Here is a 23,299-nt window from a genome sequence, read left to right on the forward strand (position 1 = left end):
ACGTGCTAGACATTGCAATGCCCAAACTCGAATGTGTCGCAGCGGCGGAGAACTATGGGCGGTTCAAAATTGAGCCTCTGGATCCCGGGTACGGGCACACATTAGGGAACGCGCTGCGACGGGTGTTGTTGTCGTCCATCCCTGGGGCAGCGGTCATCAAGATTAAAATTGATGGGATTTTCCACGAGTTTTCGCCAATTCAAGGCGTGCGTGAAGATGCTACCGAGATTGTGTTAAATGTGAAAGGCATTCGTTTGCGCTCCTACGCCGAACGCCCAGTCAAGATGATTTTATCCAAGACTGGCCCAGGCGTGGTGCGGGCAAGCGATATTGAATGCCCTTCAAATGTGGAGATCGTTAACCCCGATCACTACATCGCAACCCTCGATAGCTCCGATGCTCGCTTGGATATGGAGTTGACCGTGGAACGTCACCGCGGCTATCTGCCAGCTGAAAATCGTGACCCGGTGCCGATTGGCGAAATCCCGGTGGATGCGATCTTCACGCCGGTGCACAAGGTTAACTACGTTGTGGAACACACCCGCATTGGCGGGATGACCGACTTCGACCGGTTGTTGCTTGAAATTTGGACTGATGGCACGGTTAAGCCAGGCGATGCTCTCAGCTATGCCGCGCAAGTGCTGGTTCAATATTCATCGATCATCGCCGATTTCAATCGCTTTGACGATGAACAAGAGCAAGTTGGCGATGCCAATGGTCTGGTTATTCCCAGCGAGATCTACGATATGCCTATCGAAGATCTTGACCTTTCAACCCGCACCTACAACTGTCTCAAGCGTGCCGACATCACCAAGGTTGGGCAAGTGCTGGAGATGGACGAGAAGCAACTGCTGGCTGTGCGGAACTTGGGGCAAAAATCAATGGACGAAATTCGCGAGAAATTAATCGAGCGCAATTTACTGCCAACCTTGCCTTTCAACTCCGCTATTCTGAACACCAATGTCGCTGCCCGTCTGAACGACGGTAGCGCTGAATAGACGAGGATCGTTTCATGAGACACCGCAAGTCTGGCAAGAAGATGGGCCGGCCAACGGCTCAGCGCAAAGCCTTATACCGCAGCTTGATGATTGCGATTATTGAGCATCGCGGCATTACAACCACTGATGCCAAGGCCCGCGCAGTTCAACCAGAAGTTGAAAAATTGATTTCATTGGGTCGCTTTGATACTCCCCACAATCGCCGGATGGCGCTTTCGAAGCTGCACAGCAAGATTGCCATGAACCTTTTGTTCCAAGTGGCTCCTGCTTACGCCGAACGCCCAGGTGGTTACACGCGGATTGTCAAGATGGGCTTCCGCAAAGGCGACGCTGCGGAAATGGCTCGGATTGAATTGGTCTAGTTTGCCCTATGAGCCGTACTTTAGCATTGTGTTTTGAATATCTCGGCACTGCTTTTTGCGGCTCGCAATGGCAACCAGGCGGTCGCGCCGTGCAAACGGAGTTAGAAACCGCTTGGCAACGATTAACAAGCGATACTGGGCGTTGGATTTTTGCCGGTCGTACCGATGCAGGAGTTCACGCCCTAGCCCAAGTCGCCCATATCGTGAGCGATACGCCGCGCAGTTTGGATACAATTGCTAAGGCAATCAATGCCATTACGCCGCCCGATATCAGTGTTCACGAAGCATGGGAGATGCCAACCGGCTTTCACGCTCGCTTTAGTGCCCGTCAACGAACATATCGCTATGTTCTCGATAGTGCACCTGCACCTTCAGCTACGCTCTCTGGGCGGGTGCTGCGCCTCGATCATCAACTTGATTGGGTGGCGATGCAGGCGGCCTTGGATACCCTGATTGGCACACACGATTTTGCGGCGTTCGCTGGCGCTGGTCACGAAGGCTCGACAACTCGCACCTGTATGCTGGCGCAATTACGCCCCGCAGAGTGGCTTGGTCGCCCAGTGACTGTCCTGCATTTGCAGGCCAATGCTTTCCTTAAGCATATGGTGCGCAATATCGTTGGTACGTTGCTGATGGTTGGCGATGGCAAGCTTTCATTGGAAGCTTGGCAGGCAATTATTGCTAGTCGCGATCGTCGTAACGCAGGCCCAACCGCGCCCCCACAGGGGTTGTATTTAGAGTCGATTGGCTATGACCCAGCACTTCAGCCATTGGCGACAAGTTCACGCTGGGATGGCACGACCTATTTTCGGACGTATCAAGGCTAACGATGTGAATACGGGCAGGTTGCCAACGCTTCTCATCGCCAACCTTACAACGATTTGTGAACATGCCAGCGTGGCATAATTCACAATTCATACACGAGGAATTCAGCAGCATGAAGACTTATAGCCAAAAAGCTTCGGAGATTCAGCGCGAATGGCTGGTCGTCGATGCACAAAATCAGGTGCTTGGTCGGCTCGCGACCCAAATTGCAACCCTGATTCGCGGCAAACACAAGCCAACCTACACGCCAAGCATGGATGGTGGCGATTTTGTGATCGTGGTCAACGCTGAGAAAATTCGCGTTACCGGCGATAAAGCCAACCAAAAAATTTACTATCGCCACTCGAACTTCCCTGGTGGTTTGAAGCGCACCGCTTATAAAGTGATGATGCAAACCCACCCCGAGCGGATCATTTACTTCGCGGTAAAAGGCATGTTGCCACGCAATCGCTTGAGCCGCCATATTATCAAAAAACTGAAGGTGTATGCTGGTGAGAGCCATCCTCATGCATCACAATCACCTAAAGTCTATGCGGTGAAAGGTTAATAACGATGAGTGAACAACGCTATTTCCAAGGCACTGGTCGCCGCAAGACCGCCGTGGCTCGGGTACGCTTGTATCCTGGCACTGGCGAATTTGTGGTCAATGGCCGCACCTCAGAAGAGTTCTTCGGCGGTCGCGCTTTGTATCAACAATTGATTCGCCAACCGTTGTTGGCTGCCAATCAACTTGGCTCGTTCAACGTGTTGATCAAAGTTCGTGGTGGTGGTGATACTGGCCGCGCCGAAGCTGTGCGCCACGGTATTGCTCGCGCATTGGTCGATGCTGATCCAGCATTCAAGCCAATTATGCGGGCTGCTGGCCTCTTGACCCGCGACGCTCGTAAAAAGGAACGTAAGAAACCAGGTTTGGTCAAGGCTCGCCGCGCCAAGCAATACACCAAGCGGTAATTTCGTTACCCTTTGGTGTCGGGTTCTTTCCCCAGCCTCGGAGCTTCGGTTCTAAGGCTGGGGTTGGTTTTTTTTTAGGGGTCAGGATTCAGGGGTTAGGCTAACGAAACCGCGAAGAACGCGAAGAGCACAAAGGCTGATTTTTAGCCACAGATTGGCACAGATTGACCTGATTAGCTGCAAATTTCCAAACAGTTCAGTATTTATAACACGCTGCACCTCTGCGTTAAATACCTATTCGTTTAACGCAGAGGTGCAGCGTAAAATTCCCGATCCCCGATCCCCAGCTACCGATCCCCATTCTCTATGCTCTATGTTCTATGCTCTATATTCTTAGCGTTTAACTTTGGCCTTAACCTTAACTACTACAGGCTCAATGACTGGTGGCGGGGCTTTGCCAGCTTCGCGCCAAGCACTGTAGCCGCCCAGATGAGCTTTGACACTACCATCATTGACCGCCCAAACTCGATCAACCACGCGATCAAGAAAATAGCGGTCGTGTGAAATGACAATGACTGTGCCGTCGTAGCGTTCTAAGGCATCTTCCAAGACTTCGACCGAATCAATATCTAAATGGTTGGTCGGCTCATCGAGAATTAGACAATTGGGCTTGGCTAACATCAATAAGGCCAATTGCAAACGTGCCCGTTCGCCACCGGAAAGCGAGCCGATGCTTTGGCGACATTGGGCATAACTAAACAAAAATCCACCTAAAAATGCCACCGCTTGGCCTTCGTACATCGAGCGAGTGAGGCGTACCACATCAATCGGCGTTTGGCTATGATCAAGCGTCTCAACGCCTTGGGCAAAATAGCCAATTTCGATCGATGGGCCAACCCAAACCATGCCATCACTTGGCTCAAATTGCCCATGCATCAACTTACCAAGCACACTTTTACCAGCTCCATTTTGGCCGACGATCCCAACCCGTTCGCCACGCCAGATGGTTTGTTCAATTCCCAAAAGCACTAAATCGTCGCCAAAGCTCATGCTGACATCACGGAGATCGATGATTTTTTGGCCGCCACGTTGCTCGGAGCGTAGACTCAAGCCGACTTTGCGCCGCTCAAGCACGGGCTTTTCAACTTTATCCATTTTGTCGATTTGCATTTGCTTGACCCGTGCCTGCTTGATATGGCGCTCATTGGGCACTAATGAAGCCCATAATTGGAAACGTTTAATTGCCTCTTCTAGGCGATTAATTTCCTTTTGCTGTGCGATAAAATCTTGCTGCTGGCGTTGCAAGGCCAATTGGCGATTGACGGCGTAGGTCGAATAATTGCCAAGCCAGAGGCTGGTTTTGCCAGCTTCCAAATGCACAACGCTGGTGATGGTTTCATCGAGCAAGTAGCGATCGTGGGCGACAATCACCACCGCCCCAGCAAACTCACGAATTGTCGTCTCTAAAAATTCGCGGCGGTTCAAATCGAGGTGGGTTTCTGGCTCGTCAAGCAGCAATAAATCGGGGCGTTGCATCAAACAACTTGCCAAGCCGATCATTTTGCGTTGGCCGCCACTGAGCGAATTGGTTGGCAAACTCAGATCGTTACCATCAAAGCCAAATTGCTGTAGATAGCCGCGAGCATCGTTATAGAGCATCGAGCCACCCAGCTCCTCGAATTGGTTCAATAGGCGACTGTGACGCTCTAAAACCTGATTCATCCGCTGAAGATCATTGGCGATGGCTGGCTCGCCCAGTTGGTTTTCGCAGGCCTGAATTTGGGCCTCAAGCTCAGTCAAATCGGGGCGGGCGGCCATGACGGTTTGCAACGGTGTGCGCTGATCGCCCACGATATGCTGCGAAAGATAGGCGATGCGCAATCCGCGCCGTGTGCTAATGTGGCCAGTCGTCGGCGTTTCAAAGCCTGCCAATAAGCGCAGCAACGTCGATTTGCCTGCACCATTTGAGCCAACCAAGCCGATGCGGGCGTGTTCATGAATTTCCCAATTCAGGCCGTTGAGAATGCTTCGGCCACCAATGCTAAAATGAACATCCTGAGCGCTAGCGATGATCATCGGGCAACCTCCAAAATAGGGGGCAGCACTATGCACAGTGATCAAAAAAGACTAGGGGCGCATAATGCTGCCCCTAGTCTTAATCATTTGGTTTCAATGGCAAATGGTTCAGATTTTAGGCGCAGCTATCCTGTCTGCGCCCTTGTTGAACCCTTTCCGTGCGTGAATCACGCCCATGAATGCATTGAAAACCATAATCGTCTTCCAACTTATAATCCATTAAGTGTGGCTAGGATAGCACAAATCATCAAGCAGCATGATCGGTCTTTAGGCCGAATCCAAAACTCCGGCATATCTCTTTAATCAACCAATTGATTTAGTAAGGAATACTTCGATGAGTTTACAGATTGGTCTGAATGGGCGTTTTTTCGCGCAGAATTGGCGACCCGCCCGTGATGAAATTGATTTTGCGGCTGCCAATGGTTTTGCCAGTATTCAGTTTCAGGGCAAGCCAGCAGGCCTACAAGCCGCCGCCTTGGGAGCCGATTTTGCTAGCATTCGGCAACAGCTCGAAACTCAACATATTATGGCAGTGATGGAAATCAACCTGCAAATTGATGTTACTGGTCGGGCGGCAACAGGCCAAACGCCACTCGAAGTGCTCGAAGCCAATTTGCCTGCAATTGCTGGCTTGGGTTGTAAATATGTGCATTGGCATTTGAACAATCAGCCAGTGCTGGAATTTCAACAGGTTGCTGAACTTGAAATTAGCTTGCAATCCCAATTTGCGGCTGGGGTAGCTTTGGCTCAGCAGCATGGCTTTAAATTTGGTTTTGAGCACAACGATCCCATCTTGCGCTTGTTTACCACGCCGCAAGCATGCCGCCAACTCTTAGATGCTGTGCCAGATTTAGGCTTTGTTTGGGATTTCAATCATACCTTGCCAGAGGATTTAGCGGGATTTTTGCAGTTAATTCCACGCATGAGTATGCTGCATATCTCCGATACGCCCTTGCCCGAAGTTAATTGCCACCTGCCTTTGGGTCTGGGCAAGATTGATTTTGTGGCTTATTGTCGAGCCTTGGTTGTTGCCAATTTTCACGGCCCGGCCATTCTAGAAATTGGTGGTTTGCCCAAATCAGGTGGTTATGGGCGCGATACTGATGCCGCCTTGATTGATTCGTTGGCCTACTTGAAGGCTGCTTTGTTGCAGGTTAGTTGATTTTAACGCAAAGGCGCAGAGTATCGAAGGATGAGGGATGAGGGATGAAATGTTGGGCTATCAGCTGAAGGCGATTGGCTATCGGAATATGCTTAGTATTTGAATTGATCTATTAATCCTATCGCCGTTCTTCGTGATCTTCGCGTTCTTCGCGGTTCCGATCCCCGCCCCCAACAACCGATCCCCAATCATAACGTGACACCTTGCGTCATAAACCTGCTTAGGGTATGATCATGCAATAACGACTGTGCGCCTTCAACGGAGAACGCCGAGATGACTCAATCAGATAGCCTTCGCTCGTTTGGTCTGTATATTGACGGAGCTTGGGTCGCGGCCAGCGATGCTGCTAGCGAAACCCTGTACAACCCCGCCACCGGCGAGCCAATCGCCCAAGTTGCGCGAGCCACCATCCACGACATTGATCGAGCCGTTGAGGCTGCGCGGAAGAGTTTTGATATTGGCTCATGGGCGCAAATGCGGCCTGTTGATCGCGCCAAAACCCTCGAAGCAATCGCCGATTTGCTTGAAGAAAACACCGACGAATTGGCGGAACTAGAGACGCTCAACGGCGGCGCAACCCTGCGTAAAAGTTCATGGCTGGATATTCCGGTTGGCATCGAGCATTTGCGCTATTTTGCCGATTTGGCGCGGCAGCATCCCATGCAAACCTTGCCCTATATCGATTTTCCTTCGCCGAGTGCTAATGCGGTTTGGCGTGAGCCAATTGGGGTCTGTGGCCAAATTATCCCCTGGAACTACCCCTTTTTGATGGCAATTTGGAAGATTGGCCCAGCTTTGGCGGCTGGCAATAGCCTCGTACTCAAGCCTGCCTCGTTGACTCCGGTTACTGCTTTGCGCATGGCCGAATTGATTCACGAAGCCGATTTGTTGCCGCATGGCGTTTTTAACGTGGTGACTGGGCCTGGTGGTTTAGTCGGTGAACGCCTGACCAGCCATCCTGCGGTCGATAAAATTGCTTTTACTGGCTCAACCGAGGTTGGCCGCCGAATTGCCGAAGTCGCTGGGCGCAATCTCAAGCGCGTTACTTTGGAGCTTGGTGGCAAATCGCCAGTCGTGGTGCTGCCCAATGCTGATCTTGATTTGGCGGTTGATGGGGCAATTTGGGCGGCCTTTATGCACTCTGGCCAAAGCTGCGAGGCTGGTACGCGCTTGCTCTTGCCCGATTCACTGCATGATCAATTTGTTGAGCGGATGGTTGCGCGGGTTGAACAATTGGTGCTAGGCGATCCATTGGAGTTGACAACTGATTTGGGGCCGTTGGTCTCAGCTGCTCAAAAACGCGCGGTCGAAGCCTATATCGAACTGGGAATTCAAGAAGGGGCAACGTTGCGCTGCGGCGGGGTGGGTATCGATGATCCCAATCTTGCCAATGGCCATTTTGTGCGACCAACGATCTTCACCGATGTGCATAACCAGATGCGCATCGCCCAAGAAGAAATTTTCGGGCCGGTACTGTCGGTAATTCGCTATCACACGGTTGGTGAGGCAATCACAATTGCCAACGATACCAACTATGGTTTGGCCGCCAGCGTGTGGAGCCGCGATTTGCAAGATGCTCAAGAAGTGGCGCGGGCAATTCGGGCTGGCACAGTTTGGATCAACGATCATCACTTGATCAATGCCAAAGCGCCATTTGGTGGCTACAAAGATAGCGGGATTGGCCGCGAGTTGGGGCCGAATGCGCTTGATGCCTATAGCGAAATCAAGCATATTCATACCGACTTGACCCAAGAACGCACCCGCCGGATTTGGGTCGATATCGTTACGCCACGGCTTGATGATTAATAGGTTAGAGAACGCAGGAGCAGGTTTTTAACCACGAAGGACGCGAAGAGCACGAAGTATGAGGCGATAGGCTTTTGACTAGCGGAATAATTGTTGATATTTCCAACCAAGCTCCGATAGCCAATAGCCCATCGCCTCATCGGCTCTGGATTAACATTTAATGTTCAAACCCTGACCTCTATGCCCTATACTCTATGTTATGAACCGTCAATGCTGAGGCTTTAGTGCTGAAGGCTTCGCAGGTGCGGCCAGTTGCGGCATGATAGGCTGGAGCTAAAGCTGCAATCACCGCATCAACGTGGCTTGCTTCGACCAAGGCCACGCAACAGCCACCAAAGCCCGCGCCAGTCAATCGAGCACCCCAAACCCCAGGCATATCACGCAACAACTTAGTTAATTGGTCAAGCTCAGGGCCGCTAACTTCATAATCATCGCGTAAGCTCCAATGCGATTCGTTCATCAACTCGCCAACATAGCCAAAATCGCCAGCGCGAAACGCGGCGGCAGCTTTATGCACCCGCTCATTTTCGCTGACAACATGGCGGGCACGCCGATAAATCACATCTTCAAAGCGATCTTGTTCGACGGCTTGGGCCAGCAAATCACTGCTCACATCGCGCAAATCGGTGATATTGGGGTCGAGTTGGCGCAAAATTGCCACAGCTTGTTCACATTCGGCGCGGCGTTGATTATAGGCCGAGCCAGCCAAGGTGCGTGGCACGCCACTATCAATCACCAAAACAGCCACTTCAGCCGGAATCGGCACAGCCTCAATTTCCAACGAGCGACAATCGATTAATGTGGCATGGCCGGCAACGCCTGCGGCAATCGAAAGCTGATCCATAATTCCACAATTGACATGGGCATATTCAATTTCGGCGCGTTGGGCAATTTTAGCTAATTCAGCGGGCGCAATCGTGATGCCTTGGGCGTGGAGTAAGCTAAAAGCCAAGCCAACTTCTAATGATGCCGATGAGCTTAATCCACCACTCAGCGGCAAATCACCATCAATATTAATCTCAGCGCCTTGCAATGAGTAGCCAGCATCAAGCAAGGCTTGGGCCGTGCCCCGCACATAATCACGCCAATCGCCGTGCGTGCCAGCCGCCAAATTAGCCAAATCGGCTTGATCATGGGCGTTGAAACGTAGGGCGTGCACAATCAACTGCTGATCATCACGGGGTTGAACCTGAAACGTTGTGCCACGCTCAAGCGCCAGTGGCATCACAAAGCCAGCATTGTAATCGGTATGCTCGCCAATTAAATTTACCCGACCTGGAGAACGAACAAAAAATGCAGCTTTAACCTCGGTCATAGCCAAATGCTCCAAAATCTATCAATGGGTACGTTAGCGAGCGAAGGAGCACTGCCAAGTTGAGTGGAGTACAGCAGAGGATGTAGATCAAGCAGCACCCAATTGCGGGATTGGATGCTGCTTGTTGAATGAGCCACAGCCGATCTTGCAAGCCAACGCACGAAGCGATTGGCTAGATCTTATGCCTTATTGGCTAAATAATCAATCATGTCAATTTTGGTAATGATCCCGCGCACAACGTCGGATTCATCGACCACGACCGCGACTTGACCACGGCTAAATACTTCGGTCAAAGCATCGATGCTGGTGTCGGGGCCGACGGTTGCTACGGCGCTACTGACAATATCGCTAATCTGATGATCCATCTGACCAGCGCCCGAAAGCAGATAATCTAACAAATCAACTTCAGTAATCAAGCCAACCAAGGTACCATCATCGCGCACGACAGGCATTTGCGAAATATCGTTGGCTTTCATATCTTGGATAACTTGGGCCACGGTGTGCGTTGCTTTGGATGAAATGACCGAGCGTGGTCGAATATCGAGCAATTGGCTAATTGGTTCGCTTTCCAAGAAGCCATTTTCGCGCATCCAGTCGTCTGAGAAGATTTTGCTGATGTAGCGCACGCCAGAATCGGGCAGCAGGATCACGGCAGTTTTGCTTTCGTCCCAATTTTGAGCACGCAACCAGCGCATCGCACCGGCTACGGCCATACCACATGAACCGCCGACAAATAAGCCTTCTTCGCGCACCATGCGGCGGGTCATCACGAACGATTCTTTATCGCCAACCTGCACCACGTCATCAACATATTGGAAGTGCATCGTGGTAGGCAAGAAATCTTCGCCAACCCCTTCAACTTTATAGCCAAAGGCTGGGCCAAGCTGGCCAGTGCGGAAATATTCGGTATACAACGAACCAACTGGGTCGATCCCGACGACTTGAATATTGGGATTTTGCTCTTTCAAGAATTTAGCCGTACCGCTGATTGTGCCGCCAGTGCCCATGCCTGCGATAAAGGCATCGATTTTTCCAGCGGTTTGTCGCCAGATTTCAGGTCCAGTGGTGCGGTAATGAGCCTCAGGGTTGGCTTGGTTCCAATATTGACCAGCCAGAATTGCGTTAGGGGTTTCTTCGGCCAAGCGCTTGGAAACCGAATAATACGAGCGTGGATCGTCTGGCTCGACAGCTGTCGGGGTAATTACGACCTTGGCTCCTAAAGCACGCAAATAACGAATTTTTTCGTCACTCATTTTGTCGGGCATCACAAAAATCGTTTTGTAGCCACGGATTGCCGCCGCAATTGCTAAGCCCGCGCCAGTATTCCCGCTAGTTGGTTCGACAATCGTGCCACCTGGTTTGAGTCGGCCTGAGCGCTCGGCATCCTCGATCATGGCAATCCCGATGCGGTCTTTAACCGAGCCACCTGGATTCATGTATTCGACTTTGGCCAGCACTTGGGCGCGAACCCCCCGATTAACCCGATTCAAGCGAACCAAGGGCGTATTCCCGATCGCGTCCAAAATGGTGTCGTGAATTTGCGGCATCGCCATTGTTGCCGTCTCTGTCATTGGGTGCTCCTGAGTTGATTGATCTGTCATGCTTCTATCCTAATCGCAAAAATTCAATGCCGCAAGCAAAATGCTTGGGTTCATGGTAGCACAAAGCCAGAACATAGAACATAGAGCATAGAGCATAAAATATTAATGCTTTAATGCAGAGTCACAGAGTATAGATAAGGCTATTGGCTGAAGGCTTCTGGCTATCGGAACGCTTTTAGCTATCCCAATGATCTTCGATAATCAAAAGCCTATAGCCCTTTGTGCTCTTCGTGCACTTCGTGGTTAAATAATCTCAGCCCCAATAACCCATCCTCAACCCCTATGTTCTATGTTCTTTGCTCTATGTTCTTCCACCTAACGACCGATCCCTGCTATGGTACACTGCGCATATTGGCATAAACGAATACAGCAATAGTGGGGAACTTTCGATGCAGGCAGTGCAAATCTCAACCAATCAGAATCGGGTCGAAATACCGTGGCGAGCCTATGTGGCGCTGGCAATTGGCATTGTTTGTATCGCGTTATCAGCAATTTGGGTCAAGTGGGCGGTTGTGCCTGGGCCAGTTTCGGCCTTTTATCGCATGCTGATTCCAGCGGTGATTTTGCTGCCATGGTGGTTTGCCAAGCGGCCTAAACAGTTGCCCAAGCAAGCGACACGGCTTTCGCTGTTGGGCGGCGTTTTCTTTGCCTTCGATTTAGCCCTGTGGAATAGCGCAATTCTGCTGACTTCAGCCGCCAACTCAACCCTGTTTGCCAATAATGCCCCGCTATGGGTTGGCTTGGGCGCTTGGCTGATTTTTCGCGAACGTTTGCCGCAGCGCTTTTGGTGGGGCATGGCGATTGCCCTGATTGGCGTGGTGGTGATTATGGGCGAAAATTTGCAACAACTTACGATTAGCCAAGGCGATTTGTTGGCGATCTCAGCAGGTGGTTTTTATGCTGCCTATTTGCTCACGACCCAACGTGCCCGCGCTGAACTGGATACCTTGACCTTTATGACCTTGGGAATTGTGGTGAGTGTGGTGATTTTGGGCTTGATGTGCCTGATTGGTGGCTATAGCATCATTGGGTTTAGCGCCCAAACATGGTGGTCGTTGCTGGGCTTGGGCTTGGTTTCACACCTCGGCGGTTGGTTGGCGATCAACTATGCGCTTGGCCATATCAAAGCTGCGACGGCTTCGGTCAGTTTGTTGGGCCAGCCAGTCTTAACCGCCTTGATCTCAATTCCGCTCTTGAATGAATCATTAAATATCTTCCAAATCATCGGTGGTAGCTTGGTGATTGGCGGGATTTGGCTGGTTAACACTCAAAAAAAGTAATGGTCAAATTACTGGACAATAAAGATTGCTGCTAATGCAACCGCTCTTTGACCATAACAGACTGCCGAATCGTTGCCATACTCCTAGGTTAATCTATGAGGGGGTAGAAAAACGAACAAATGTTCGTTATACTAACGAGGCTGCGGTATGCTGGATGTTCGCCTTGGCTCAAACGGAGGACACTATGGGAAACTTGACCTTTAGTATCAACATCACCCTCGACGGCTGCATTGATCATCAGGAAGGCATCGCTGACGACGAGACCCACGCCTTCTTCACCCAACTGATGGATGAGAGCGGGGCGATGCTCTGGGGTCGTATCACCTACGAGATGATGGAAAGCGCCTGGCCAGCGGTCGCTCGCGGCACCACCGAGGCACCACTGGCGCTGCGCGAGTGGGCGATCAAGCTGGAGGCCAAGCCTAAATATGTGGTGTCCTCGACGCGAACGGATTTTCCCTGGACGAACAGCCAGCTCATTACGGGCAATCTGCGCACGGCTATCCAGCAGCTTAAGGACGCGACCCCAAATGGTGTCCTGCTTGGGAGCGGTAGGCTCGCGATCGAACTAGACCGACTAGATCTGATCGATGAGTACAAGTTCCTCGTCCATCCGAGGATCGCTGGCCATGGCCCTACTTTGTACGCAAGTGGGCTGCCCAACACGCGCCGACTCACGTTGATCTCAGCAATCCCACTGCGCTGCGGAGCGGTCGCCATGCACTACCAGCGTGCAGGTTGATCATTCGATATAACACCCAAAAAGATGCTCCTAAAATAAAGTGTAGCGTTTATTACAAAATTGATGTATACTAGCAATAAGTCGTGCTATACTGATGCGACATGCAGCGACCATGCCAACTGGAAATGCGGGGATGCTGCCAACAAAGGAGCCTTATTCAGATGGAAAAGCAAAAAGTAACCGTGATTGGTTCGGGGCCAGCTGGCTTGACGGCGGCGCTGTATGCTGCACGCGCCAATTTAACCCCGTTGGTAATTCGCGGCATTCAGCCTGGTGGCTTGATTGCCACGACCAGCGAAGTTGAAAATTACCCTGGTTTCCCCGATGCGATCAATGGCTTTGATTTAGCCGATAAAATGGAAAAACAAGCAGCCCGTTTTGGCACCCACTTTTTAGATGGGATTGTCGAAAAAGTTGAGTTGGGCGAACGGCCTTTCAAGCTGCATATTGATAATGGCACGATTGTCGAAACCGAAACCTTGATTATTGCGACTGGGGCTTCGCCGCGTAAATTGGGCGTACCTGGTGAATTAGAATTGGCTAATCGTGGCGTTTCCTATTGTGCCGTATGCGATGGCTTCTTCTTCCGCGATAAAACCTTGGTAGTGGTTGGCGGCGGTAATAGTGCCTTGGATGAAAGTTTGTTCTTGACCCGCTATGCTAAGGAAGTGCATATCATCCATCGCCGCGACCAATTACGCGCCGATCCCGTGTTGATCGAACGTGCCCAAAATAACCCGAAAATTAAATTTATTTGGGATACGGTGGTCACCAAAGTTGAAGGCACGGTTAAGGTTGAAGGCGTAGCGTTGCAAAATGTCAAAACTGGCGAGGAATCAACCTTTGCTGCCGATGGGGTGTTCCCATACATTGGGCATATTCCCAACACTTGGTTATTCAAAGATCAAATTGAGTTGGATGAGAACGGCTATATCGTGAGTGAAGGCCGTGCCCGTACCAATATTCCAGGGGTTTTCGTGTCGGGCGATGTAGAAGATCATGTCTATCGCCAAGCGATCACCGCTGCTGGCAGTGGTTGTATGGCAGCCATGGAAGCCTCGTGGTTCTTGGATCAAATCGAGCACGAACAAACCAGCTTGGCTCAGTGGTAATCACGAGGGGCTAGGGTTCAGTTGTCAGGGGCTGGGGAATAATGTTCCTCAGCCCCAATTTATTGTTGTAGGCTTCTGATATAGGTCAAATAGCACCATTCTAATTGTTTGATTGCTGAATCTAGGTGCTGCATAACATGTTGGCAGTCAGCGATACTGATTGTTTCTACATATGAATTAATCAGCATGCGATACCCAACGAGTGTCCCAATGCAAGGTTGAATATCCTCACGAAGCAACAGAAAATTGTAAACGATCTGTTTTTGGATTTCTATTGGAATTCGATCAACAATTTCTCGATTCATATTAATCTCCTCAAAATGATAGAATCGATAGCCATTGCCAAGATAGCATTTAATCCTAGTCGATTCAAATTGCGATTAACTGAGGGTGCTCATCTTTCAATCAAAATAAACACCCTCAAACCTGACCCCTAAACCCTAGCCTCTGACCCCTCGTTAAACCTTCGCACTTTGCCATTTACCTTGGCGGAAGCGCCACCAAGCCAACGTGCCTTGGACGGCAAAATCAGTACACATTGCCAGCCAAATGCCATTCAAGCCAAGCTCGAATTGCCTGACCAGCAGCCAAGCCAAGGGTAAGCGGACACACCAAACGCTCAGCATTTTGCTAATCAAAGGCCACTTTGGCTCGCCACCGCCGCGCAAACTCCCGCTAAAGATAAAATTAGCAGCCAGGGCGGGCTGAGCAAAACCGACCATCCGCAAAGGTAAGGCTGCCAACCGCACAACCTCTTCGTCGGCGACGAAAAAGCGCAAAAATACTTCAGGCGCAATCACAAACAACAGGCCAATGGCTCCCATAAAGATTGCCCCAAGCCGAAACGCCTCAAAACCGCTCTCACTCGCTTGTTGCGGCTGATTTGCGCCCATATGCTGGCCGACCAACGTTGTTGCCGCCACCGCCAAACCCATGCCTGGCAAAAACGAAATGCTTTCAATTGTGATAATCGTATTGTGAGCGGCATAGGCCGCCGTGCCAATATCGTTGATCAAATGGATAAAAATCAACAACGCTGCTTGAAAAATAAATTGTTCAGCGCCATATGGCAGGCCTTGGCGTAAAATCCGCCAAATTAAGTTGCCATTTGGGCGCGGCAATTGATCAAGTTTCAAGCCGGAGCGTCCGCGAATCAGCGTGGCTAGTATCATTAATCCGCCGATGCCCTGACCACTCATCGCGGCAAAAGCTGCCCCATTAATCCCCATTGCTGGAAAACCGAGATAGCCATTGACCAACAACAATGATAAACCAGCATTAATCCCGTTGACCACCAACATTACCTTGAGCGGTGTACGAGTATCGCCGGAGCCGCGCAAGGCTGCATTACCGACGTAGAGCATGGCCATCAACGGCATGGATAAGGCTGAAATTCGCAAATAGCCAGCGCCGTATTGGCGAACTTGGGCGTTTGCGCCGAGTAAATCCATGAGTTGCGGTGCAAATGTATACGCCAAGAACAGGCTGAGCAAGCCCATCGCTAAGCCAATTAGCAAGGCTTGGCGCAGCGTTTGGTTGGCTTGTTCATGTTCGCCAGCCCCAACAAACCGCGCAATGACCACGGTGCTACCGAGAGCTACTGCCATAAAAAAGGTGATTAATGTCCATGTGACTTGGCTTGCAATACCAGTCGCCGCCAAAGCGATTTGGCGATCGTAGCCATTGGCGGCGGCTACAGCTAAGCTCAAGTGTCCCACCACATAGGTATCAACCAGCCCAACCATCAAACTTAATAATTGCTCGCCGACTGCTGGCAAGCCCAACTTTAATACAGCGCTACGTTGGCTACTGCGCCCACGGGCTGCGCCTAATGGAATTGCCATGATGTGTCCGTTACCTCATGCAATATGTCGATATATGCATAATAGCAGAAGTCATACAAAGTATGAAGGACGAGGGATGAAGGATGAAGAACATAGAACAATGAAGATCGAGTAGCTATTGGTTTGTGAATAATAGATTTTTTGCAATTACCAAGGGTGTTCCGATAGCCAATAGCCAATAGCCAATATGATTCTCTATGCCTCTGTTTACAAATTCGATCGATAAAATTTTTCATCCCTCATATTTCATCCCTCATACTTTCCTCCGTGGCACACTTTCTGCATTTACTCCAATTCAGAACGACAGACTGAACATTGCAAACAGAAAAATGCTGGCACACTTTCTGCATAAGCAGAACAGTAGAAACGATACGTAGATTGAACAATGCATAAACAATCTACAACTACTGAAAAAAGAATGCTGGCACACTTTCTGCATAAGCAATCACAGTAGTCAACACAAGCACTTATTGAAATTATCACACGGAGGAATCAACAATGTTATCACTTATCGCATGGCTTATCTTTGGCGCATTGATCGGTTGGGTTGCTAGCAAAATTATGAATACCGATGCCCAACAAGGTGCAGTATTGAATATTGTGGTCGGGATCATCGGGGCATTCATTGGCGGTTTTTTGATCAATCGCGACGTGACCGGTAATGTATTCAATCTAATGAGCGTCTTGACTGCGTTGATTGGTGCAGTTGTGCTGCTTGGGATTGTAAACCTCTTCCAACGTGGCCGCGTTCGCTAATTTTTGGCTAAATAATCCAAGCACTGATTACTAAAATAATTATTTGGAGGAATTAACAATGCTTTCACTTATTGCATGGCTTATCTTCGGCGCATTGATCGGTTGGGTTGCTAGCAAAATTATGAACACTGATGCTCAGCAAGGCGCAGTATTAAATATTGTAGTCGGGATCATCGGAGCGTTTATTGGTGGTTTTTTGATCAATCGCGACGTGACCGGTAATGTATTCAATTTGATGAGCGTCTTGACCGCGCTGATTGGTGCCGTCGTATTGCTTGGGATTGTCAACCTCTTCCAACGTGGGCGCGTGCGCTAAGCCGTCATCCTACCCTGATCTGACGAATCGCGAATGCTACAATGCTGTAGCATTCGCGATTTTCGTTTAACCTCAGTTAAATCGCAACGCTGTAAAAGCCAAAGTAGCCCAATTAACACCAAGTTATGGCGGCAGAGGCGGCGCTTTCTGCTATAATCGCTGCTGTTGACACTGATCAAAACGATTAACAACCAGTCAAAGGATCATAAATGACCAGCGAACGTCCAAGTATTTCGGTCTTCTTCCCTGCCTATAATGATGCTGGCACCATTGGTAGCTTGGTGATTACAGCATTTCACGTTTTACCCGAACTCACCGATGATTATGAAGTGATCGTGGTTAACGATGGTAGCAGCGATTATACCGCGCAAGTGCTTGATGATTTAGCCACCAAATATCCACGTTTCCGCCCAATTCACCACCCCAAAAACCGCGGTTATGGCGGAGCATTACGCACAGGCTTTGCCTCGGCAACCAAAGATCTGGTGTTTTATACTGATGGCGATGCCCAATACGACCCCAACGAGTTGCGCGATTTGTATCAAGTGCTGACCCCTGAGGTTGATATTGTCAACGGCTATAAGATTGCCCGTTCTGATCCATTGCATCGTAAAATTATTGGCCGCGTGTATCACCATGGAGTCAAATTTTTATTTGGCTTTAAATTGCGTGATGTTGATTGTGATTTTCGGCTGATTCGCCGCAAAGTATTCGATGTAGTCAATCTTGAATCCGATAGCGGTACAATCTGCTTAGAATTGGTCAAAAAATTACAAGATGCTGGGTTTAATTTTGCTGAAGTGCCAGTGCATCACTATCATCGCACCTATGGCAAATCGCAGTTTTTCAATTTCCCCCGTTTGTGGCGCACGCTGATTCAGTTGTTGCAGCTTTGGTGGAAGTTGGTCATCCTTGGCAAACATCTTAAAGAACAAGCTGCTCGCCAACGTGCTCTTGGGCGCGACGCGGGCTAACGGCTATTTATGGAGGTTGTGTGCTAGAGCAGGCATTTCGTGGTAAGCGTTGTTTGATTACTGGCGGTTTGGGCTTTATTGGCTCGAATCTCGCATTTCGTTTGGTCGAATTAGGCGCTGAAGTTGTGATCGTTGATTCATTGGTTGCTGAATATGGCGGCAATATGGCCAATGTCCATGGCTTGGCTGAACAAGTTCGGATTAACATTGCCGATGTCCGCGATCAGCATTCGTTGCAATATTTGGTACAAGGCCAGGATTATCTGTTTAATCTCGCTGGTCAGGTTAGCCATATTGATTCAATGGAGAATCCCTTCAACGACTTGGATATTAATTGTCGGGCGCAGCTTTCAATTTTAGAGGCTTGTCGCCACAATAATCCAGCGATTAAAATTGTTTTTGCGAGCACCCGCCAAATCTATGGCCGCCCCGATTACGTGCCTGTTGATGAGCAGCATTTGTTGCACCCAACCGATGTTAATGGCATCAACAAGATGGCGGGCGAGTGGTATCACATTCTTTATAATAATGTCTATGGGATTCGGGCTTGTGCTTTGCGCATGACCAACACCTATGGGCCACGTATGTTGGTCCGCCACGCTCGCCAAACTGCCTTGGGTTGGTTTGTGCGCCAGGCACTTGATAATGAAGTGATTAGCATTTATGGCGATGGCGAACAACAGCGTGATTATACCTATGTTGATGATGCAGTTGAAGCTTTTCTGTTAGCAGCCATGAATCCGGCTGCCGATGGTCAGGTGTTTAATCTCGGCGGCCCTGAGCCAATTAGCCATTTGCAATTGATTTCGACCTTGACGGAAGTTGCAGGAACTGGCTCATATCGTTTGGTGCCGTTTCCCCCTGAAAAAGCCCGCATCGACATTGGCAGCGTCTATAGCGACTATCGCCGGATTCAAGCAGTGTTGGGTTGGCAGCCAACCACGAGTTTGCGCCAAGGTCTCGAGTATACCGTAAACTTTTACCGCGAATTCCGCGAATCCTATTGGTAGTTTGTAGATGTCCTCACCCCCTAGCCCCCTCTCCCGCCCAGCGAGCGAGGGGGAAATTGCTTAGTTTGGTTGTGCAATGGCAATAATCCCAGGAGCCTCAATCGATCACCAATTACGTGTCGCCATGCTTTGTCGGGCAGTTTTTCCGTTGCATGGCTTTGGCGGCATCGAGCGCCATGTCTTTCATTTGGTGACCCATCTCAGCGATTTGGGGGTTAAGCTCGATCTTTGGACTCAAACGATTCCCCATGATGCGCCAACTGCTGGCGAGGCCTATGCTCGTTTGTGTCAAAACCCGTTGATTGAACTGCATGAAACCCGTTATGATCGTACTAGCCCATGGTTGCGACCAAATAGCATTATCGGGCGACAGTTTAATTATCCGATTTTTACTTGGCAACAAGCTAGTGCTGTAGCCCAAACTGCCCAGCAAAGCCAGATTGATATTGTGCATACCCAAGGTTTGTGTGCGTTGGGCTGGGGATTGGTGCGTCAACAGCAGCCCAGTTTGCGCCGAATTCCTCAATTGGCCAATCCCCATGGCATGGAAGAATATAAGAATGTTGATTGGCGCAAACAGCTTGCTTATGCCCCGTTTCGCGCCCAATATTCGTGGAGCCACCGCCAAGCTGATTGTGCAATTGCCACCGATGCCTGTACCGCCGACGATCTACCAAATTTGTTGGGCGTTGATTCGGCGCGGGTTGCGGTGTTGCCCTCGGCGATTGATGTGGCCGAGTCCCTGGGCCAGGTTAATGGGCAAATTGGTAATGAGTTGGTGCAGCGCTTGCAGCTCGCCGACCACGATGTGGTTTTTTTGACTGTCAGCCGTTTGGAGCGCAACAAGGGCTATCATCTGCTCTTGGCGGCCTTGGCCGAATTGCGTGATCTGCTGCCTGCAAGCTGGCGTTTGTTGATGGTTGGCACTGGCAAAGAGCAAGCAGCGCTTGAACAGCAAGCCCAAAGCCTAGGCTTAGCGCAACATGTCAGCCTGCTTGGTCGTCTGAGTGATCGTGAATTGCATTCACTGTATGAACATGTTGATTTGTTCGTTCATCCAACCTTGTATGAAGGTTCGTCGTTGGTCACACTCGAAGCCATGATTCATCACTTGCCAGTGGTGGCAACTGCGACTGGTGGGATTCCTGATAAAGTTATCAGCGGCCATAATGGCTTGCTTGTGCCAGCCAACAATCAGCGGGCCTTGGCCAATGCGCTGCGGTTAGCCCTCGATTTGCGCGAATATTGGCCGCAATGGGGTGCTGCTGGCGCAGCGATTGTGCGGCGCAGCTTCGATTGGCCAGTTGTGGCGCGACAAACCCTCGCCACCTACCGCGAACTATTGCAATCTCGCTCTTTGCGTGGAGGATTCCAATGAGTTTTCGTAATACTCAGCCATCGTCATCTCAGTCTGCTCCATCATCGCCGCCAACCACTCCCGCCCCAACTATGCAATTACCTGAACTGCTGCAAGCCTCGATTGCCTTGGCTGGCAAGCCCAGTGAGCCGCCCTTTGGCCTGGTTCGCGGGCGTGGCTCGCTCAAAAATAGTTTAATTTATACGGCAGTTGGCGCATTTGTCAGTGGTTTATTATTGTTGCTGATCGCGATGTTAGTGAATCATTCGACGGGCAAGCAGGCTTCCCAATTGCTGTTGGTCAATGTGGTTGGGCATACGGCGGGCTTTGTGGCGTTAATTTCGTTTATTGCCCAACGTCAGCGTTTGAGTTTTCGCCAACGTGATGAGTTTGCGACGGCCTTAGCCATGGCTTGGCCGCCAATCATGCTGGTTGTAGGCGGGCTTTTTTCGTTGATTGGTGGATTTCTGTCGTTTGTTGGTTTGGTGATGGGTTTGGCGCTCAGTTTACTCTTTATGGCAGCTTGTTTGAAAGGGCTGCGAGTGCTTTTCTCCAAGCCCTATGAAGAAACCTTTATCAGTGTCGCCTATGGCTTGTTGTTCTATAATTTAATTTTGAATTTTGTGGGATATGTGGTTGGGCAACTCTTCATTTGACATAACCGACGATTTGGATCGTTTGCTGCACTTCGAGTATGTGCCACAACGCATTGTTTCGTTGGTGCCAAGTTTGACTGAGTATTTATTTTGGTTGGGCTTGGCCGAGCAGGTTGTGGGCATCACCGATTATTGCATTGTGCCCGCTGAACAAGTGGCGGCAGTGCCCAAAGTGCGCGGAACCAAAAATCCCAATCGCGAGCAGATTATTGGGCTGGCCCCAGATTTGATTATCGCCAATAAGGAAGAAAATCGCCAGCGTGATATTGCAGCGCTCGAAGCGGCAGGCCTAACGATTTATGTGAGCGATATCGAAAGCGTACAGCAAGCAATGCTTAGCTTGTCCAAATTGGCGGGCATGGTTGGGCGAACTGAACAAGCTGATTCGTTGATTGCGGCAATTCAGGCTGAACTTGTGCTAAAACCAACCACCCAACAACGGGTAGCCACGGCAATTTGGCGCGACCCTTGGATGTGGGTTGGCCAAGCGACCTATGCCGCCGATTTATTGGCATGCTGTGGGGCTAGCAATTGTTTGGCTGATCCAGCGGGGCGCTATCCACATTTGGGGTTGGCAGAGATTGCGGCCTTGCAACCAGATCGGATTTTACTGCCCAACGAACCCTATGCATTTAGCCAAGCCGATGCTGATGAATTGCAAGGCTTGGCTGCGCGAATTGATTGCTGCGATGGCCAATTATTGACCTGGTATGGCCCGCGCATTCCCCTCGCCCTGCAAACCTATCGGCGTTTGTTGCAGGCTGAGTAAACTTTAGTTGACGTTCGTCGCTTGCCGCGCTTTGGTTGTGGCAACTGCCTCGCGATATTCCTGACCCCAATCACGCATCAAAAACAAAATTGGCCGCAAACTTTCACCAAAATCAGTCAGCGCATATTCGACCCGTGGTGGCACTTCGGGGTAGACCGTCCGCGTAATTACGCCATCGGCCTCAAGTTCACGCAATTGTAGGGTTAACATACGCTGAGTAATTGATGGCAAGAAGCGCTGCAATTGGCTAAATCGTTTCTTGCCATCGCAGAGATGGAACAAAATCACACACTTCCACTTACCGCCAATGACCGCAATTGTCGCCTCAACCGGGCATGAATAGCTGAATCCATAATCGTGACACATACGATTTAGCCCTTTGCAATCCAATAGTATCAAAATTGTTAGTACCCAACAAAATTGTGCGTTCTTGTCAAAATCATAGCACGCTTTATACTAAGTGCAAGCAATATTTGTATAGATGGAAGGATATCTGGATATGACGACAATGAAGGCAATTCAAATTAATCGGTATGGCGGCGTTGACGAATTAGTGCAGGCAGAAATTGCGCGGCCTGAGCCTACCGCCGATCAAGTGTTAATTAAAGTTCATGCTATCGGCATCAATCCGGTTGATTATAAAGTGCGCTCAGGCATGATCGCCTTTTTCGAAGAGCAAGCGTTTCCGGTGGCGCTTGGCTGGGATGTGGCGGGCACAATTGCTGCGGTTGGTTCGAATGTTAGCCAATGGAAGCTTGGCGATGAAGTCTATGGTATGGTCAATTTTCCCACTCCTAGCGGTGCCTATGCTGAATATGTGGTAGCTCCAGCGCTTGAAGTTGCTGCCAAACCGCAAAGTCTGAGCTTTGAAGAAGCCGCAGCCGTGCCGTTGGTGGCCTTGACTGCTTGGCAAGCATTCGATCTGGTTGGGTTGCAGGCTGGCGATCGCGTGCTGGTGCATGCAGCGGCTGGCGGCGTTGGCCATGTGGCGGTGCAATTGGCCAAATTACGCGGCGCTCATGTGATTGCTACGGCTTCGGCTCGGAATGAAGGCTTTGTGCGTGAACTGGGTGTTGATCAATTTGTCGATTACACTGCTGCGCCGTTTGAGCAACAAATTGAACCAGTTGATGTAGTGTTTGATACAGTTGGTGGCGAAGTTCAAGCACGTTCGTATGCAGTGTTAAAGCCCCAAGCTGGCTTGGTAACGATTGTTGGTGCGCCGCCCGCCGATTTGGCCGCAGCCCACGCTGGCAAAAGCCTGAACCATTTGGTGCATGCTGATCAAGCCCAATTAACCGAGATTGCCAAATTGATCGATAGCCAAAAATTGCGGGTTGAAGTTGAGCACGTCTACGATTTTACGGCCATGGCAGCGGCCCACGAACGCATCCAAAGTAGTCGGGTGCGCGGCAAGATTGTGGTAAAAGTCGGCTAATCAAGCATT

At 50.2% G+C, this 23,299-nt stretch carries 24 protein-coding genes; 18 read left to right on the plus strand and 6 right to left on the minus strand.

Annotated elements, in window-relative coordinates; all coding sequences use genetic code 11:
• The first annotated feature begins 2 nt into the window (after positions 1-2).
• The 5 genes from LCH85_14275 (at position 3) to rpsI (ending at position 3,136) form a co-directional block, all read left to right on the plus strand.
• Positions 3-998, plus strand: coding sequence for a DNA-directed RNA polymerase subunit alpha (locus LCH85_14275; protein MCA0353155.1), 996 nt, complete (start codon positions 3-5; stop codon positions 996-998).
• A gap of 14 nt (positions 999-1,012) precedes the next feature.
• Complete coding sequence (gene rplQ / locus LCH85_14280) at positions 1,013-1,360, plus strand: 50S ribosomal protein L17 (GenBank protein ID MCA0353156.1); 348 nt, start codon at positions 1,013-1,015, stop codon at positions 1,358-1,360.
• Positions 1,361-1,368: 8 nt separating this feature from the next.
• Positions 1,369-2,187: a tRNA pseudouridine(38-40) synthase TruA gene (gene truA, locus LCH85_14285; protein ID MCA0353157.1), complete on the plus strand. Its 819-nt coding sequence runs from the start codon at positions 1,369-1,371 to the stop codon at positions 2,185-2,187.
• Between the two features lie 110 nt (positions 2,188-2,297).
• A complete protein-coding gene (rplM, locus tag LCH85_14290; protein MCA0353158.1) occupies positions 2,298-2,732 on the plus strand; it encodes a 50S ribosomal protein L13 in 435 nt (144 codons plus the stop codon).
• Between the two features lie 5 nt (positions 2,733-2,737).
• Positions 2,738-3,136 carry a 30S ribosomal protein S9 gene (gene rpsI, locus LCH85_14295; GenBank protein MCA0353159.1) on the plus strand — a complete coding sequence of 133 codons (399 nt, stop codon included), beginning with the start codon at positions 2,738-2,740 and terminating at the stop codon, positions 3,134-3,136.
• A 333-nt stretch (positions 3,137-3,469) separates the two neighbouring features.
• Here rpsI and LCH85_14300 read toward each other — a convergent pair whose 3' ends face one another.
• On the minus strand, positions 3,470-5,152 hold the full coding sequence (locus LCH85_14300; GenBank protein ID MCA0353160.1) for an ATP-binding cassette domain-containing protein: 1,683 nt from the start codon (positions 5,150-5,152) through the stop codon (positions 3,470-3,472).
• A gap of 334 nt (positions 5,153-5,486) precedes the next feature.
• Here LCH85_14300 and LCH85_14305 point away from each other — a divergent pair, with 334 nt between their 5' ends.
• Together LCH85_14305 and LCH85_14310 are read left to right on the plus strand one after the other, a co-directional pair.
• A complete protein-coding gene (locus LCH85_14305; GenBank protein MCA0353161.1) occupies positions 5,487-6,314 on the plus strand; it encodes a sugar phosphate isomerase/epimerase in 828 nt (275 codons plus the stop codon).
• A gap of 273 nt (positions 6,315-6,587) precedes the next feature.
• Complete coding sequence (locus tag LCH85_14310; GenBank protein ID MCA0353162.1) at positions 6,588-8,120, plus strand: aldehyde dehydrogenase family protein; 1,533 nt, start codon at positions 6,588-6,590, stop codon at positions 8,118-8,120.
• Positions 8,121-8,298: 178 nt separating this feature from the next.
• Here the strand turns inward: LCH85_14310 and galK are convergent, their stop codons facing one another.
• On the minus strand, positions 8,299-9,435 hold the full coding sequence (galK, locus tag LCH85_14315; GenBank protein ID MCA0353163.1) for a galactokinase: 1,137 nt from the start codon (positions 9,433-9,435) through the stop codon (positions 8,299-8,301).
• Between the two features lie 179 nt (positions 9,436-9,614).
• Positions 9,615-11,006 carry a cystathionine beta-synthase gene (locus LCH85_14320; GenBank protein MCA0353164.1) on the minus strand — a complete coding sequence of 464 codons (1,392 nt, stop codon included), beginning with the start codon at positions 11,004-11,006 and terminating at the stop codon, positions 9,615-9,617.
• Between the two features lie 419 nt (positions 11,007-11,425).
• Here LCH85_14320 and LCH85_14325 point away from each other — a divergent pair, with 419 nt between their 5' ends.
• From LCH85_14325 to trxB, 3 genes are all read left to right on the plus strand, one after another.
• Positions 11,426-12,316 carry a DMT family transporter gene (locus LCH85_14325; protein ID MCA0353165.1) on the plus strand — a complete coding sequence of 297 codons (891 nt, stop codon included), beginning with the start codon at positions 11,426-11,428 and terminating at the stop codon, positions 12,314-12,316.
• 184 nt (positions 12,317-12,500) lie between these two features.
• On the plus strand, positions 12,501-13,058 hold the full coding sequence (locus tag LCH85_14330; GenBank protein ID MCA0353166.1) for a dihydrofolate reductase family protein: 558 nt from the start codon (positions 12,501-12,503) through the stop codon (positions 13,056-13,058).
• A 161-nt stretch (positions 13,059-13,219) separates the two neighbouring features.
• A complete protein-coding gene (trxB, locus tag LCH85_14335) occupies positions 13,220-14,170 on the plus strand; it encodes a thioredoxin-disulfide reductase (GenBank protein ID MCA0353167.1) in 951 nt (316 codons plus the stop codon).
• A 59-nt stretch (positions 14,171-14,229) separates the two neighbouring features.
• Here the strand turns inward: trxB and LCH85_14340 are convergent, their stop codons facing one another.
• Together LCH85_14340 and LCH85_14345 are read right to left on the minus strand one after the other, a co-directional pair.
• Complete coding sequence (locus LCH85_14340) at positions 14,230-14,475, minus strand: hypothetical protein (protein ID MCA0353168.1); 246 nt, start codon at positions 14,473-14,475, stop codon at positions 14,230-14,232.
• Positions 14,476-14,628: 153 nt separating this feature from the next.
• Positions 14,629-16,014, minus strand: coding sequence for an MATE family efflux transporter (locus LCH85_14345; GenBank protein MCA0353169.1), 1,386 nt, complete (start codon positions 16,012-16,014; stop codon positions 14,629-14,631).
• Positions 16,015-16,512: 498 nt separating this feature from the next.
• Between LCH85_14345 and LCH85_14350 the strand changes: the two genes are divergently transcribed.
• From LCH85_14350 to LCH85_14380, 7 genes are all read left to right on the plus strand, one after another.
• Positions 16,513-16,770, plus strand: a complete 258-nt coding sequence (locus tag LCH85_14350; GenBank protein MCA0353170.1) for a GlsB/YeaQ/YmgE family stress response membrane protein — start codon at positions 16,513-16,515, stop codon at positions 16,768-16,770.
• Between the two features lie 58 nt (positions 16,771-16,828).
• A complete protein-coding gene (locus LCH85_14355; GenBank protein MCA0353171.1) occupies positions 16,829-17,086 on the plus strand; it encodes a GlsB/YeaQ/YmgE family stress response membrane protein in 258 nt (85 codons plus the stop codon).
• Positions 17,087-17,295: 209 nt separating this feature from the next.
• A complete protein-coding gene (locus tag LCH85_14360; protein MCA0353172.1) occupies positions 17,296-18,060 on the plus strand; it encodes a glycosyltransferase family 2 protein in 765 nt (254 codons plus the stop codon).
• A 20-nt stretch (positions 18,061-18,080) separates the two neighbouring features.
• Complete coding sequence (locus LCH85_14365; protein ID MCA0353173.1) at positions 18,081-19,070, plus strand: GDP-mannose 4,6-dehydratase; 990 nt, start codon at positions 18,081-18,083, stop codon at positions 19,068-19,070.
• 76 nt (positions 19,071-19,146) lie between these two features.
• The gene (locus LCH85_14370) at positions 19,147-20,448 is read left to right on the plus strand and encodes a glycosyltransferase family 4 protein (protein ID MCA0353174.1); all 1,302 of its coding nucleotides are present in this window, start codon (positions 19,147-19,149) and stop codon (positions 20,446-20,448) included.
• On the plus strand, positions 20,445-21,083 hold the full coding sequence (locus tag LCH85_14375) for a hypothetical protein (protein ID MCA0353175.1): 639 nt from the start codon (positions 20,445-20,447) through the stop codon (positions 21,081-21,083). Before LCH85_14370 ends, LCH85_14375 begins: the two co-directional genes overlap by 4 nt.
• On the plus strand, positions 21,064-21,852 hold the full coding sequence (locus tag LCH85_14380) for a helical backbone metal receptor (protein ID MCA0353176.1): 789 nt from the start codon (positions 21,064-21,066) through the stop codon (positions 21,850-21,852). The genes LCH85_14375 and LCH85_14380 overlap by 20 nt, the downstream gene beginning before the upstream one ends.
• A gap of 3 nt (positions 21,853-21,855) precedes the next feature.
• Here LCH85_14380 and LCH85_14385 read toward each other — a convergent pair whose 3' ends face one another.
• Positions 21,856-22,218 (minus strand): helix-turn-helix transcriptional regulator, encoded by a 363-nt coding sequence (locus LCH85_14385; protein ID MCA0353177.1) that lies wholly within the window; start codon positions 22,216-22,218, stop codon positions 21,856-21,858.
• Positions 22,219-22,351: 133 nt separating this feature from the next.
• Between LCH85_14385 and LCH85_14390 the strand changes: the two genes are divergently transcribed.
• The gene (locus tag LCH85_14390) at positions 22,352-23,290 is read left to right on the plus strand and encodes an NADP-dependent oxidoreductase (GenBank protein ID MCA0353178.1); all 939 of its coding nucleotides are present in this window, start codon (positions 22,352-22,354) and stop codon (positions 23,288-23,290) included.
• The last annotated feature ends 9 nt before the right edge of the window (positions 23,291-23,299 follow it).

The sequence above is a fragment of the Chloroflexota bacterium genome (assembly GCA_020161265.1).
GTDB lineage: Bacteria > Chloroflexota > Chloroflexia > Chloroflexales > Herpetosiphonaceae > Herpetosiphon.

What these genes read in the sequence shown, in the direction of transcription:
- rplQ (MCA0353156.1), top strand. Translation starts at nt 1,013, where the DNA reads ATGAGACACCGCAAGTCTGGCAAGAAGATGGGCCGGCCAACGGCTCAG.
- truA (MCA0353157.1), top strand. Translation starts at nt 1,369, where the DNA reads ATGAGCCGTACTTTAGCATTGTGTTTTGAATATCTCGGCACTGCTTTT.
- rplM (MCA0353158.1), top strand. Translation starts at nt 2,298, where the DNA reads ATGAAGACTTATAGCCAAAAAGCTTCGGAGATTCAGCGCGAATGGCTG.
- rpsI (MCA0353159.1), top strand. Translation starts at nt 2,738, where the DNA reads ATGAGTGAACAACGCTATTTCCAAGGCACTGGTCGCCGCAAGACCGCC.
- LCH85_14300 (MCA0353160.1), bottom strand. Translation starts at nt 5,152, where the DNA reads ATGATCATCGCTAGCGCTCAGGATGTTCATTTTAGCATTGGTGGCCGA.
- LCH85_14305 (MCA0353161.1), top strand. Translation starts at nt 5,487, where the DNA reads ATGAGTTTACAGATTGGTCTGAATGGGCGTTTTTTCGCGCAGAATTGG.
- LCH85_14310 (MCA0353162.1), top strand. Translation starts at nt 6,588, where the DNA reads ATGACTCAATCAGATAGCCTTCGCTCGTTTGGTCTGTATATTGACGGA.
- galK (MCA0353163.1), bottom strand. Translation starts at nt 9,435, where the DNA reads ATGACCGAGGTTAAAGCTGCATTTTTTGTTCGTTCTCCAGGTCGGGTA.
- LCH85_14320 (MCA0353164.1), bottom strand. Translation starts at nt 11,006, where the DNA reads ATGACAGAGACGGCAACAATGGCGATGCCGCAAATTCACGACACCATT.
- LCH85_14325 (MCA0353165.1), top strand. Translation starts at nt 11,426, where the DNA reads ATGCAGGCAGTGCAAATCTCAACCAATCAGAATCGGGTCGAAATACCG.
- LCH85_14330 (MCA0353166.1), top strand. Translation starts at nt 12,501, where the DNA reads ATGGGAAACTTGACCTTTAGTATCAACATCACCCTCGACGGCTGCATT.
- trxB (MCA0353167.1), top strand. Translation starts at nt 13,220, where the DNA reads ATGGAAAAGCAAAAAGTAACCGTGATTGGTTCGGGGCCAGCTGGCTTG.
- LCH85_14340 (MCA0353168.1), bottom strand. Translation starts at nt 14,475, where the DNA reads ATGAATCGAGAAATTGTTGATCGAATTCCAATAGAAATCCAAAAACAG.
- LCH85_14345 (MCA0353169.1), bottom strand. Translation starts at nt 16,014, where the DNA reads ATGGCAATTCCATTAGGCGCAGCCCGTGGGCGCAGTAGCCAACGTAGC.
- LCH85_14350 (MCA0353170.1), top strand. Translation starts at nt 16,513, where the DNA reads ATGTTATCACTTATCGCATGGCTTATCTTTGGCGCATTGATCGGTTGG.
- LCH85_14355 (MCA0353171.1), top strand. Translation starts at nt 16,829, where the DNA reads ATGCTTTCACTTATTGCATGGCTTATCTTCGGCGCATTGATCGGTTGG.
- LCH85_14360 (MCA0353172.1), top strand. Translation starts at nt 17,296, where the DNA reads ATGACCAGCGAACGTCCAAGTATTTCGGTCTTCTTCCCTGCCTATAAT.
- LCH85_14370 (MCA0353174.1), top strand. Translation starts at nt 19,147, where the DNA reads ATGGCAATAATCCCAGGAGCCTCAATCGATCACCAATTACGTGTCGCC.
- LCH85_14375 (MCA0353175.1), top strand. Translation starts at nt 20,445, where the DNA reads ATGAGTTTTCGTAATACTCAGCCATCGTCATCTCAGTCTGCTCCATCA.
- LCH85_14385 (MCA0353177.1), bottom strand. Translation starts at nt 22,218, where the DNA reads ATGTGTCACGATTATGGATTCAGCTATTCATGCCCGGTTGAGGCGACA.
- LCH85_14390 (MCA0353178.1), top strand. Translation starts at nt 22,352, where the DNA reads ATGACGACAATGAAGGCAATTCAAATTAATCGGTATGGCGGCGTTGAC.